Genomic DNA, 12,164 nt, shown 5'->3' with positions numbered 1-12,164 from the left:
TAGAGGGAACGATTCCAGCAGTCATCGTGTCGACCAGAGCTATGATCGAAGTGACGACATTTAGCGCAAAAGACCGCGCCGTCTATCGCACCATGACCCTGGCACCGCCCCAGGCAATACCGAGAATACCGAGCGATTTCTTGGCCAAGCGAATGCAACGCCTCACTGCCGCACAAAGCGCACCGGACCGGATGCCCGGCGTGTGCGTAATGTCTGCGGAGACCGTGCAGCGCAACGTTTCTCGCCCCCGTCAGCGTTTGCTTCGCCAAGCATCCCGCCCGCTTCGCGTCATGACCGTCCCCAAGGGCGGCAACATGCGCCTGCGTAGTCCCATCCGGCGTGATGCCGAATTCCGCACCGCAACACCCCTCCAGCGACGCCGGTTCGTACCGCCGCCGCCCGCTGTGCTTGGCGGAAAGGAATTGAAAAAATTTGTATGGTGACGCCGAACAACGCAAACTTCGTACGATAATCTGCGCTTTTGTCGGCTCTCGCCCATTGTTTGGAGATTCACCATGAAAAAGCTTTGCCTGACCGCACTGGTCGCCCTGTGTTCCGCTACCCTTGTGCCGGCTGCGTTCGCCGCTGAGCAACCGGCCGCCAAGACGGCCAAGAAGCCCGCGCCGAAGAAGAGAGCATCGGCCAAGAAAAATGCGACCGTTGCTGCGGCACCGGTGCAACCGGACGAGGGCTCGGAACAATGGAGCTGCAAGGAGAACCAAAAGCTGTTCATCAAGGGCGACATGAAGCGCGACCAGATCCTCACGATGTTCTTCGATGGCCGTAACTACAAGCTGCCGCGTCAACAGACGACGACCGGCGCCGACCGTTTCTACGATGCCGCAAGCGGAATGGATCTGGTCGTGATCCCGGCCAAGGCCATGCTGTTCACGCACCGCGAAGGCGGCAGCCGTCTGGCTGACGATTGCGCGACGCAAGCGATGGCGGAGCAAAACAAGCTCGCCCCGACCCAATCGGTCGAACTGATCAAGGTGACCAACTGAGGCTTGTCCGGTCGACTCGGACGCTGATCGCATGATGCGCCAGCCGCTTTCCTGCTGCAGCCTCAGCCATACTCGTAGTCCCCGGTACACCGGACACCCGGCGCACTGGCGTCGCAGCGGGCACCCTCGAGAGTGCCCGCACGATGCTGCCCCCTGCTAGACGCATCACCACCGCTTCGTTTTTCTGTATCACTCAAGGAAAGATCATGGCCCACAACCTCCACAAAACGCTTAAAGAGTTCAAACTCAGCGGCAACAAGAAAGGCAAGTTCTACTCGCTGCCCCAACTGGGAAAAGCCCTGGGTGTGAATGTCGAGCGCCTGCCGGTGTCGATCCGTATCGTGCTCGAATCCGTGCTGCGCAATTGCGACGGCAAGAAAGTCACGGAAGAGCACGTCAAGCAACTGGTCAACTGGAAGCCGAACGCTGAGCGCACGGACGAAATCCCGTTCGTCGTGGCACGCGTCGTGCTGCAGGATTTCACCGGCGTGCCGCTGCTGGCCGACCTGGCCGCCATGCGCAACGTCGCCGAGCGTCAGGGCAAAAACCCGAAGCGCATCGAGCCGCTCGTGCCGGTCGATCTGGTGGTCGACCACTCGGTCCAGATCGATCACTTCCGCGAGAAGAAAGCGCTCGACCTGAACATGAAGCTGGAATTCCAGCGAAATAACGAGCGTTATCAGTTCATGAAGTGGGGTATGCAGGCGTTCGATACGTTCGGCGTCGTGCAACCGGGCTACGGCATCGTGCACCAGGTGAATCTGGAGTACCTCGCACGCGGCGTGCACAAGAAGGACAACGTGTTCTACCCGGATACCCTCGTGGGTACCGACAGCCACACGACCATGATCAACGGTATCGGCGTGGTGGGCTGGGGGGTGGGCGGCATCGAAGCCGAAGCCGGCATGCTGGGTCAGCCGGTGTATTTCCTGACGCCTGACGTCGTCGGCGTGGAACTGACGGGCCGTCTGCGCGAAGGCGTGACGGCCACCGATCTGGTGCTCACGATCACGGAAATGCTGCGCCGCGAGAAGGTCGTCGGCAAGTTCGTCGAATTCTTCGGCGAAGGCACGTCCAGCCTGGCGCTGCCGGACCGCGCAACCATCGCAAACATGGCACCGGAATACGGCGCAACGATGGGCTTCTTCCCGGTCGACGAAAAGACGATCGACTACTTCAAGGGCACGGGCCGCACGAAGAGCGAAATCGACGCCTTCGAATCGTACTTCAAGGCGCAGAAGCTGTTCGGTATTCCGAAATCGAACGACATCGACTACACGAAGACGCTCAAGCTGGATCTGGGCACGGTCGCGCCGTCGCTGGCCGGTCCGAAGCGTCCGCAAGACCGTATCGAAATCGGTAACGTGAAATCGACGTTCAAGGATCTGTTCACGAAGCCGGTGGCAGAAAACGGCTTCAACAAGACCGAAGAACAACTCGACACGACCTACCAGACCGACAGCGGCATCGACGTGAACAACGGCGACGTGCTGATCGCGGCCATCACGTCGTGCACGAACACCTCGAACCCGAGCGTGCTGCTCGCCGCCGGTCTGCTGGCCAAGAAGGCCGTGGAAGCCGGCCTGAAGGTGGCGCCGCACATCAAGACGTCGCTCGCCCCGGGAAGCCGAGTGGTGACCGAGTACCTCGAAGCCGCCGGCCTGCTGCCGTACCTTGAGAAGCTGGGCTTCGGCGTGACGGCCTACGGTTGCACGACCTGTATCGGTAACGCCGGCGATCTGACGGCCGAACTGAACGACACGATCGTGAAGAACGACATGGTCGCGGCGGCCGTGCTCTCGGGCAACCGCAACTTCGAAGCGCGTATTCACCCGAACATCCGCGCCAACTTCCTCGCTTCGCCTCCGCTCGTCGTGGCCTACGCCATTGCCGGCAATGTGCGTCGCGACCTGATGACCGAGCCGGTTGGCAAGGGCCGCGGTGGCCGTGAGATCTTCCTGGGCGACATTTGGCCGACCAGCGAAGAAATCCACAAGCTGATGAAGTTCGCGATGAACGCGAAGGTCTTCAAGACCAACTACGATTCGGTGAAGGAGCCGAGCCCGCTGTGGGCCAAGGTCAAGGGTTCGAAGGGCCAGGTCTACGATTGGCCGGCGTCGACCTACATTGCCGAGCCGCCGTTCTTCGACGGTTTCGCGATGGATCCGAAGACCGATATCGAGCCGATCCACGGCGCACGCGCCCTAGGCGTGTTCGGTGACTCGGTCACGACCGACCACATCAGCCCGGCCGGTTCGATCAAGGAAACGTCGCCGGCAGGCAAGTGGCTGCTCGAAAACGGTGTGCTCAAGGCTGACTTCAACAGCTACGGCTCGCGTCGCGGCAACCATGAAGTGATGATGCGCGGCACGTTCGCCAACGTCCGTATCAAGAACCTGATGATCCCGGCGAAGGAAGACGGTTCGCGTATCGAAGGCGGCCTGACGATTCACCAGCCGACTGGCGAGCAGCTGTCGATCTATGACGCCGCCATGAAGTATGTCGGCGAAAACACCCCCACGGTGGTGTTCGGCGGCGAAGAGTACGGCACCGGTTCGTCGCGTGACTGGGCAGCCAAGGGCACGCAACTGCTGGGCGTGAAGGCGGTCATCGCTCGTTCGTTCGAGCGTATCCACCGCTCGAACCTGGTCGGCATGGGCGTGCTGCCCCTGCAGTTCAAGGGCTCGGACAGCGCACAGTCGCTGGGCATCACGGGCGAAGAGACGTTCGACATCGAAGGTCTGACGGCCGACATCAAGCCGCAACAGGATGTCACGCTGGTGATCCATCGCAAGAACGGCGAAACGCAAAAGGTGCAAGTCCTGCTGCGTATCGACACGCCGATCGAAGTGGATTACTACAAGCACGGCGGTATCCTGCCGTTCGTGCTGCGTCAACTGCTCGCCGCTGCCTGATTGGCGGTTCGGTAGTGACTCACGCCGCCGGACGACGATTCGCCGTCCGGCGGCAGACAAAACCCGGCCTCGCGCCGGGTTTTGTCGTTATTGGCGACGGTCGCGCACAGGGCGTTGTCATGTCCGGAAATGACTAGCACCGCCCCGGTCTTGCGCGTAGAGTGACAGCCATGCTCTCCGCCCCTGCCCTGCCGGCCGCCCGCCCATGACGCTCGACCCCGAAGTCTGTTACAAGGCCGTCTCCGCTCGCGACCGGCGTTTCGACGGCTGGTTTTTCGTCGGCGTCTCGTCCACTGGCATCTACTGCCGCCCCGTGTGTAACGTTCGCACGCCGCGCTTCGAAAACTGCGCGTTCTACGGCAGCGCCGCCGCTGCCGAGAAAGCCGGCTATCGCCCTTGCCTGAAGTGCCGCCCCGAACTCGCGCCCGGCGGCGCACGTTTCGATGCCAGCCGCGAACTCGCCGATGCCGCCGCGGCCATGATCGACGAAGGCTTCCTGAACCGCGCCGGGCTCCCGGCCCTCGCTGCCCGCATCGGCATCACGGAGCGCCATCTGCGCCGTATCTTTGCCGACGAATTCGGTGTCTCTCCCGTCGAGTACGCGCAGACGCAACGGTTGTTGCTCGCCAAGCGCCTGCTCACCGATACCGCCTTGCCGGTCACGGAGATCGCCCTCGCCTCCGGCTTCGGCAGCGTTCGACGCTTCAACGGCCTGTTCAAGACGCGTTACGGTTTCGCCCCCAGCCGGCTTCGCCTGAATGCTCGTCACGCCGCCCTGCCCGACGCCGATCTCGTCTTCCAGCTTGCCTACCGGCCGCCCTTCGCTTGGCACGCGCTGCTCGACTTTCTGGGCGACCGGGCGATTGAAGGTGTCGAACTACGAGAGGGCGACGTCTACACGCGCGCACTGAGTATCGAACGGCAAGACGGGCATACGGTCGCCGGATGGTGCCGCGTCACGCTGCTGCCGGATCGTCACGCACTGCAAGTGACGTTGCCGCCCGTGCTGGCCGGCAGCGTGCCGCAGGTGCTGGGCAAGCTGCGCCATCTGTTCGATCTGGGCGCGCGTCCAGACGTCATCGACGCGCATCTCGGGCCGCTCGCCACAGCGACACCGGGTCTACGGGTGCCGGGGGCCATCGACGGCTTCGAGATGGCCGTGCGCGCCGTCGTCGGCCAGCAGATCACGGTCAAGGGCGCCCGGCGCTTGCTCGGGCGGCTCGCACTACACTTCGGCACGCCCCTGCCCGTGCCGGTGCAAGGTCTGACGCACACCTTCCCCAGCGCCGCACAATTGCTCGCCGTGCCCCCCGAGGCACTGGGCGAAGCCGGTATCATTCGAAGTCGAATTGCCGCCATTCACGGGGTCGCGCAGGCGATCGTCGATGCCCACCTGCGGCTTGACCCGCTAGCGCCACTGGAAGCCACCGTGAAGGCGCTGCTCGCGATCAAGGGCATCGGACCATGGACAGCGCAGTACATCGCCATGCGTGCCCTTGGTTCGCCCGATGCGATACCTGTCGACGACCTGGTGCTGCGTCAGGCGCTTGGCGTGGCCGATGGACGTGCCGTCGCCGCACGCGCGACCCGGTGGGCACCGTGGCGCGCGTACGCAGCGCTGCACATCTGGCGGGCGGCGGCGCAGGGGCCGGCCGGCCAGCCGGTCGAGACTTTGCAGGAGGTGGGTACATGACCCGTTACGAAACGTATTACGACAGCCCGCTGGGCGAAATGCTGCTCGTCGCGAACGGCGACGCGCTCACCGGCGTGTATTTCTCGCATCAGAAGTACTTTCCGCAAGACGAGGACGTACGCCGCGAGGGCGACGATCTTGCCCTGCTCAACGACGCAAAGCGCCAACTCGACGAGTATTTTCACGAAGGACGCCGCACCTTCGAACTGCTGCTGGCCCCCGAAGGCACTCCGTTCCAGCAGCGTGTCTGGGCGGAGCTTTGCCGCATCCCGTTCGGCGAGACGCGCAGTTATGGCGATCTCGCTCACGCGTTGGGCGACGCGAACAAATCACGCGCCGTCGGCGCCGCCAACGGGCGCAATCCGATAACGATCATCGTTCCCTGCCATCGCGTGATCGGCGCGGACGGCACCCTCACCGGCTATGCCAGCGGCGTCGAGCGCAAGCTCGCGCTGCTCACGCTCGAAGGCGCCGCGCTGGCCTCTGTCACCGGCACAGGCACGGGGGCGACGCGTCGCACGAGGCTGTCGGCGCCGGCAAATCTCGCGTTCGATTTCTGACGGTATCCGGCCGCCGGTGTCGCGGCGCCGGGTGAGCGCGCGGCCCGGGACAACGCGATTGGTGCAAGCGTCCCATCAATCGCGTTCACGCATGCCGTACAATCGTGAGTTCATGCATTTCTGCTTTACACACTATGCGCTCACGCACCGCCAAACGACTGACTCCCGACGCCGAAAAACTGGTCGGCCACGCGCTTGCGCTTGCCGCCTCCGGCAGCCGTATCGAAGACCGCTTCTGGGAAGCCCAGCTCGACACGTTGCTCACGCGCGTGCTGCGCACCGGCAACCAGCCGGCTATCGACGCGGCGCTCGATCACCTTCAGGCCAACCACAGCGAGGCTTATGGCGCGCTGGCGGACCTGATCGAATCGCAAAGCGAATCCGCCGAGCCGGAAGCTGAAGGTCAGGTGTGGGACGGTTTGCTCGTCGCCATTCCGATCCTCGCCTGGACGCGTTACGCGATCCCCTCCGGCCCCGTGAAGACCGACGCGCTCATGCCCGTTCGCGCCCATCTGCACGCCCACGTGCTCGCGGAATCGGCGCGCGTAGCCATCTCGCCGTATCTCTACAGCATCGATCAACTACCGCGCACGCATTGCGAATCGTGGAAAGTCACGCAGCAACTCGTGCGTGCGGCCGTCGACAATGCCGAAGTCAAGCAGCCGAGCAACGATCTGCCGGAGACGGCGCCGATTCTTGCCGACCCGCGCTTTTTGCTGGCGGCCGTCTCGGTCCCCAGGGGAGCGCCGATGTTCCGTTGGCAGGAAGACGGCGCCCGTCACGCAGAGCGTGGCCAATGTCAGGAGGCATGGTCGGCTCAGGGTGGGCCGAATCTGAATGCGCTACTGCCAGGTTGCGAAATCGAATGCTTGCTACCCGACGCGTATTACGCGAGTTGCCGCGAGGCAGACGAGCGCATTCGTCCTCACACGATCCGTACGGCGCTGCGCTATCTCGAAGACGTGCTGACGCTTACCCCGGCCGAGTTGCGCGCCGTCGTCGCCGGCTTCGGTGAGCAGAACATCGACGAGTACCGCATCGGCTTCACACAGCGCGGCAGCAACGACGTCATCTACGGTGTCGTGTGGCCGCTGTATGGCCGTGAGAACGGCGAAGTCGAAGGCGGCGCGCTTGACGAAGTCGCCGACCTGCTCAAGGCCTGCGGCGTGACCGAGATTCGCAAGCATCCGGGCCGTTTCGATCCGGAGTATTGCGACGATTGCGGCGTGCCGCTGTATCCCGACCCGGTGGGCGAAGTCGTCCACGCGGAAATGCCGGAAGACGCCGAGCCGAACCGTCCGCATTTCCACTGATCGTCATCGCGTCGCCATGACGCGTGTCGATGGCAAGAAAATGGCCGTGCGTTACCTGCGCCCGGCCATTTTTGTTGGCGTGACGCGCGAGGCGCCCGCCGAATCAGTTCGATGACGAGGTGAGCGACGACAGCGGCAGCGTCACGACGCATCGATGAAGCCCATGCCCCGATGCCAGATACTTGCGCTCAAACGGCGTGATGGGCGCAACGCTCGCGGCGTCGGGCGACCACGCTTCGACGACCGGCCGCACACCGCTGAGCCACTCGACCGCCAGCGCGAATTCGTCGATGTAGGTGCTCCAGTTACTGCGACACTCCAGCACGCCGCCAAGGGCCACCACAGTGGGAAATACGGCGTGAGCGTGCCAGCGTCGCGCGAGCTGGCCGATTTTCGGCCACGGATTCGGATAGAGGATGTAGTGACGCGCCGGACGAATACCGGCGTCGAACAACTGCCGCCAGAAGTCGACGAGATCGGCGCGCACCCATACGAAGTTCTCGGGCCACGCGCCATCCCACCAATCTTTGCCGCGTACGATGCGGCTCTCCGACTGATCGATACCGATAACGAAGTGATCGGGAAATTGTGTGGCCAGTCGCAAGGTGCTTTCACCGACGCCACATCCCGCATCGATGATCAATGGTGCGGCCCCGGCGTCGCGCCACGCAGCGATGGCGGCATCGAACGCGCCCGCACTATAGGCAGCCAACGGCTTGCGAAACACCGCATTGCGATGACGGTTCACGAGATCCGCCAGTTTGTCGTGCGGGCCGGTTTGAGCACTGTCGACAGTGCGCGAATTTGCGAACATGCGAAATGAGAAAAACGTAGGGCGTGCGAAGGCGATACCTGAACGCGAATTTTGCGAATCGCTCGAAACCCCTCGAAATGCGCCGCTATTCGAGCGATTGCGCTGCGGCAGCCGATGACACAATGCGCCCCCTATCCTCGCCGGACAGCCGCGATTCGTGCGAAATGCGCGAGGTCGTCGCTGCATCGGAGCGCCGGTCAGGCACGCATTGTAGCGCGCTGTAACTTTCGCGACGCGCCATGTTATGTCTGCGGGCTTACCCGGCGGGCGTCGGCGACTTTTTTTCGGTTAAGATGAGAGCCGCTTCGCCGCTGTTTTTCAAAATGCGGCCGAGCCTCTTCGCGAGCGGCGCGTGCCAGCGACTTACCCGGTGAGTCACCGCATGCCCGCATTGCTCTGCAATGCCTTAGCGCCCCCGAGAATTCATTACAGAATGTCGAATCGATTTTTTCAACGCGCCGCAGGCGTCGTGTTGCGAGCCGTGCGCCAGGTCGCCGGTATCGCCGCCGTCGCCGCGCCGCTCTGCCTGTCGGCCTTTACGGCCCCCGCACAGGCCTTCACGCTCGAGCAGCATCGCGCGCTGGTCGAGCAGTTCATCAACACCCGTCAAGCCGATCCGCTCGTGGCCGATTGTGCGGCGCATGCCAGTTTCGTCGTCGCCACATTGCCCGGCTACGAAAGTGTCGAGTACGGCGAGCATGCGCTCGACCCGGAGCACGCCAAAGTCGCCCCCTGGTCCGGTCCGTTCGGCGACCGCAAGCAACGCGTCGACGTCACGCAGATGGTCGAACTCGACGGCGTCGGCAAACGCACTAACGGTCAGACGGACAACATCCACATTCGCTGTGGCTACGTCGATGGCCGCATGATGGGCTTCGATTACACATCGCCGCTGGCGCAGGTCGAACAACCCGCGAAGCGGGCAACACGCGGGAATACGCGCGGCAAGGCGTCTCACGCAACCGCGAAGTCGGGCAAGCGCAGCACGACTGCCAAGTCGTCAAGCGGTAAGTCGTCGGCGAAATCGTCCTCGGCCAAATCGAGCAGCAGCACGGCCAAGAAGAGCACGGCGAAGAAGAAGTCGAACTGATCGCATCAACGCGATTGGTTCGCCAAAGGAAGCACGACGCATGACGCGTCGTGCTTTGTTGCGCCCCTACGTTGCCTTAGGCCTTACGCGTTGTCGGCCTGCATCTGCGACCAGATCGCGGCAAGCATCGACGCCCCCAGGGCAGCACTTCGTGCGCCGCTCCAGCCAACTTGCGCGTCCGGACGATTTGCGTTGTCCTTGAACGGCATTTCCAGCGTGAGCGACAAACAGCCGAAGCGACGGGCGACCCACTTCGACGCGAGCTTGAGCGACTCGGGGCCGTGCTTGCCCGGCGGATAGCCGAACTTGTCCTGAAAGTCGAGGCTCGCGGCTTTCAGGCGCTCGCCGAACGCCTTCTCACGCGCGAGCACTGCGTCGGTCGCCCACTCGACACCGTCGTTCCCGGCGAGAAATACATAGGGCAGCGCTTCGTCGCCGTGAATGTCGAAAAACATGTTGCAGCCCACCGCCTCGATGGCCGCACGCACGTGATACACCTCGGGACTGCGTTGCAGATCCGGCTCGAGCCACTCGCGATTGAGGTTCGCGCCCGCTGTGTTCGTGCGCAGATTGCCCCGCGCCGCCCCGTCGGGGTTCATGTTCGGCACGATGTGCAGCACGGCTTCGTCAAGCACGGCGGTGGCGAGCGGATCGCCCGCCCAATCCCCTGCCCCCAGCAAACGGCGCAGCAGCCCTTCCACGAACCACTCGGCCATCGTCTCGCCGGGATGCTGACGCGCGATCACCCAGATGTTGCGCTTGCCGGCGCGCGGCTCGCCAACGGTAAGCAACGTCATATCGCGCCCGTCGACGGTCTGCCCCAGTGAGCGTGAACTCACACGCGGCGAGTTCTGCGCCGTGCCGAGCAGCGCCAGATGACGCTCCTCGGCATACGGCTCGAAATACGCCAGATAGACGCTGTCGTGCGCGGGCGTGAACGACACGGTCATGACCTGGCCGTCGTACGAAGTCGGCACGCGGAACCAAGTCACTCGATCGTACGACGCGACTGCGCGGTAGTTCTCCCAGCCTCGCGGATAGGACGTCTGCCCCGCATTGTCGAACACGATACGGCACGGCGTGCCGCCCACCCCCTGCACGCGGAAATGGAACCACTGCGCAAACTCTGCGGCGCCGTCCTGCGGAACGCGAACGTGAATGTCGTCGGCACGCTCGGCGCTCACCACATGGATGGCGCCGCTGTCGAACCTGCTGCTGATGTGGACGGTCATGACTTGTCTCGCTGGCGGAAATGAAAAGCCCCGTGACATCGCCACGGGGCCGGGATCGGCTGGCGTCAGGCCACGCGACGGCGGAACACCCAAAGCGAATCGTTCGACACGCTGTCGTCGAACGCATAGCCCTCGCTGTCGAAGGCCTTGAGTTGCTGCACATCGGTCACACCCCGCTCGATCGCGTAACGCGCCATCAGACCGCGCGCGCGCTTGGCGTAGAAGCTGATGATCTTGTACTTGCCGCTCTTCCAGTCTTCGAACACCGGGGTAATCACCGGTGCGGCGACCAAGCGGCGCTTGATGACCTTGAAATACTCTTCGGACGCCAGATTCACGAGCACGCGGCGCGTCTCGGCATGCTCCGCGAGCGACGCGTTGATCGTCTGCGTCACACGCTCTCCCCAGAACGCATACAGATCGCGCCCGCGCTTATTGACGAAACGCGTGCCCATCTCCAGTCGATACGGTTGCAGCAGATCGAGCGGGCGCAGCACACCATACAGGCCGGACAGGATTCGCAGATGCTTCTGCGCGAAGTCGAGCTGAGTGGCGTTCAGCGAGCGGGCGGCGAGGCCTTCGTACACGTCGCCGTTGAAGGCGAGCACGGCCTGCTTGGCGTTGCTCGTGTCGAAACGAGGCGACCAGTCGGCATAACGGGTGGCGTTCAGCGACGCGAGTTGATCGGAAATGCTCATGAGCGAGCCGACCTGAGCGGGGCTCAGTTCACGCAGGCCTTCGATCAGTTCGGCAGCGTCGTCGACGAACTGCGGCACGGTGTGCGTGCTCACGTGCGGCGGCGTTTCGTAGTCGAGCGATTTGGCCGGCGAGAGAACAATTATCATATCGGGTGCAGCGTTCCTGCGAAAACGAGAAACCGCCATTCTATCCAATGCTTCAAAACGCTGTTGCCACGCCCGCCGAGCGGGCCTTCGCCGAGCACCTCGATACGCTCGCCACCCCACCGCGCGTGGTCCTCGACACCAATGTCTGGATCGACCTGCTGGTCTTCGACGACCCCGTTGTGCGTCCCCTGCGCGATGCCCTCGTCGAGCGCCGCCTCACCGCACTCATGGCGCCGCGCTGCCGCGACGAACTCGCCGTGGTGCTCACGTACCCGCAATTCTCCGCGCGTGAGATCGACAACGCCGCCGCCCTCGCCTGGGTCGATGCCCAAACGCATCGCATCGTGGTGCCGGAAGACGCCCCGCCGCCCGCCCAATTGCCGTTATGCCGCGACCGCGACGATCAGAAATTCCTCGAAGCCGCCCGTGACGGGCACGCACACTGGCTTGTCAGCAAGGACAAGGCCGTGCTGAAGCTGCGCAGCCGCGTGGCGCGTCAGTTCGGCTTTCGTATCGTGACAGCGAGTGCTTTCACGTCGTTGCTCGTCCCGAGCGCGTGAATTCCGAGAGTCCGATCGGAATGGCCGGAGAACGGGCCAGGGAACGTCCGAAATCGGAAGCCGGGCGACCGGGTATCGCCCGCATGCAGCGCGCAGCGGCGTTAGAATGACGGCCTGATCACTGCATCGTCCATCGCA

The 12,164-nt window shown here is 63.5% G+C and carries 11 protein-coding genes; 8 read left to right on the top strand and 3 right to left on the bottom strand.

The features are described 5' to 3' along the window. Nucleotides 1–41 precede the first annotated feature (41 nt). The 6 genes from PHO31112_RS05260 (at nucleotide 42) to PHO31112_RS05235 (ending at nucleotide 7,485) form a co-directional block, all read left to right on the top strand. A complete protein-coding gene (locus PHO31112_RS05260) occupies nucleotides 42–443 on the top strand; it encodes a hypothetical protein (RefSeq protein ID WP_150619534.1) in 402 nt (133 codons plus the stop codon). Between the two features lie 72 nt (nucleotides 444–515). Beyond that, complete coding sequence (locus PHO31112_RS05255) at nucleotides 516–1,004, top strand: hypothetical protein (protein WP_150619533.1); 489 nt, start codon at nucleotides 516–518, stop codon at nucleotides 1,002–1,004. A 206-nt stretch (nucleotides 1,005–1,210) separates the two neighbouring features. Beyond that, entirely contained in the window at nucleotides 1,211–3,919 is a 2,709-nt protein-coding gene (acnA, locus tag PHO31112_RS05250) for an aconitate hydratase AcnA (RefSeq protein WP_150619532.1), read from the top strand. A gap of 205 nt (nucleotides 3,920–4,124) precedes the next feature. Further along, nucleotides 4,125–5,612: a DNA-3-methyladenine glycosylase 2 family protein gene (locus PHO31112_RS05245; RefSeq protein ID WP_150619531.1), complete on the top strand. Its 1,488-nt coding sequence runs from the start codon at nucleotides 4,125–4,127 to the stop codon at nucleotides 5,610–5,612. After that, nucleotides 5,609–6,172 carry a methylated-DNA--[protein]-cysteine S-methyltransferase gene (locus PHO31112_RS05240; RefSeq protein ID WP_150619530.1) on the top strand — a complete coding sequence of 188 codons (564 nt, stop codon included), beginning with the start codon at nucleotides 5,609–5,611 and terminating at the stop codon, nucleotides 6,170–6,172. Before PHO31112_RS05245 ends, PHO31112_RS05240 begins: the two co-directional genes overlap by 4 nt. A gap of 134 nt (nucleotides 6,173–6,306) precedes the next feature. Beyond that, a complete protein-coding gene (locus PHO31112_RS05235; protein ID WP_150619529.1) occupies nucleotides 6,307–7,485 on the top strand; it encodes a DUF2863 family protein in 1,179 nt (392 codons plus the stop codon). Nucleotides 7,486–7,588: 103 nt separating this feature from the next. Here PHO31112_RS05235 and trmB read toward each other — a convergent pair whose 3' ends face one another. Further along, nucleotides 7,589–8,299 (bottom strand): tRNA (guanine(46)-N(7))-methyltransferase TrmB, encoded by a 711-nt coding sequence (gene trmB / locus PHO31112_RS05230; RefSeq protein WP_150619528.1) that lies wholly within the window; start codon nucleotides 8,297–8,299, stop codon nucleotides 7,589–7,591. 433 nt (nucleotides 8,300–8,732) lie between these two features. Here trmB and PHO31112_RS05225 point away from each other — a divergent pair, with 433 nt between their 5' ends. Continuing rightward, on the top strand, nucleotides 8,733–9,389 hold the full coding sequence (locus tag PHO31112_RS05225) for a BspC domain-containing protein (protein WP_150619527.1): 657 nt from the start codon (nucleotides 8,733–8,735) through the stop codon (nucleotides 9,387–9,389). A gap of 83 nt (nucleotides 9,390–9,472) precedes the next feature. Here the strand turns inward: PHO31112_RS05225 and PHO31112_RS05220 are convergent, their stop codons facing one another. Both PHO31112_RS05220 and yaaA read right to left on the bottom strand, forming a co-directional pair. Beyond that, complete coding sequence (locus PHO31112_RS05220) at nucleotides 9,473–10,621, bottom strand: M14 family metallopeptidase (protein ID WP_150619526.1); 1,149 nt, start codon at nucleotides 10,619–10,621, stop codon at nucleotides 9,473–9,475. Nucleotides 10,622–10,686: 65 nt separating this feature from the next. After that, nucleotides 10,687–11,466 (bottom strand): peroxide stress protein YaaA, encoded by a 780-nt coding sequence (gene yaaA, locus PHO31112_RS05215; protein WP_010807386.1) that lies wholly within the window; start codon nucleotides 11,464–11,466, stop codon nucleotides 10,687–10,689. 47 nt (nucleotides 11,467–11,513) lie between these two features. On the opposite strand from yaaA, the gene PHO31112_RS05210 reads away from it, so the two are divergent. Beyond that, a complete protein-coding gene (locus PHO31112_RS05210; protein ID WP_150619525.1) occupies nucleotides 11,514–12,026 on the top strand; it encodes a putative toxin-antitoxin system toxin component, PIN family in 513 nt (170 codons plus the stop codon). The last annotated feature ends 138 nt before the right edge of the window (nucleotides 12,027–12,164 follow it).

It is taken from the genome of Pandoraea horticolens, from assembly GCF_902459555.1.
GTDB classification, from domain to species: Bacteria; Pseudomonadota; Gammaproteobacteria; order Burkholderiales; family Burkholderiaceae; genus Pandoraea; species Pandoraea horticolens.
This window is presented reverse-complemented; position numbering and strand designations above follow the sequence as displayed.

What these genes read in the sequence shown, in the direction of transcription:
- PHO31112_RS05260 (WP_150619534.1), top strand. Translation starts at nt 42, where the DNA reads ATGATCGAAGTGACGACATTTAGCGCAAAAGACCGCGCCGTCTATCGC.
- PHO31112_RS05255 (WP_150619533.1), top strand. Translation starts at nt 516, where the DNA reads ATGAAAAAGCTTTGCCTGACCGCACTGGTCGCCCTGTGTTCCGCTACC.
- acnA (WP_150619532.1), top strand. Translation starts at nt 1,211, where the DNA reads ATGGCCCACAACCTCCACAAAACGCTTAAAGAGTTCAAACTCAGCGGC.
- PHO31112_RS05245 (WP_150619531.1), top strand. Translation starts at nt 4,125, where the DNA reads ATGACGCTCGACCCCGAAGTCTGTTACAAGGCCGTCTCCGCTCGCGAC.
- PHO31112_RS05240 (WP_150619530.1), top strand. Translation starts at nt 5,609, where the DNA reads ATGACCCGTTACGAAACGTATTACGACAGCCCGCTGGGCGAAATGCTG.
- PHO31112_RS05235 (WP_150619529.1), top strand. Translation starts at nt 6,307, where the DNA reads ATGCGCTCACGCACCGCCAAACGACTGACTCCCGACGCCGAAAAACTG.
- trmB (WP_150619528.1), bottom strand. Translation starts at nt 8,299, where the DNA reads ATGTTCGCAAATTCGCGCACTGTCGACAGTGCTCAAACCGGCCCGCAC.
- PHO31112_RS05225 (WP_150619527.1), top strand. Translation starts at nt 8,733, where the DNA reads ATGTCGAATCGATTTTTTCAACGCGCCGCAGGCGTCGTGTTGCGAGCC.
- PHO31112_RS05220 (WP_150619526.1), bottom strand. Translation starts at nt 10,621, where the DNA reads ATGACCGTCCACATCAGCAGCAGGTTCGACAGCGGCGCCATCCATGTG.
- yaaA (WP_010807386.1), bottom strand. Translation starts at nt 11,466, where the DNA reads ATGATAATTGTTCTCTCGCCGGCCAAATCGCTCGACTACGAAACGCCG.
- PHO31112_RS05210 (WP_150619525.1), top strand. Translation starts at nt 11,514, where the DNA reads ATGCTTCAAAACGCTGTTGCCACGCCCGCCGAGCGGGCCTTCGCCGAG.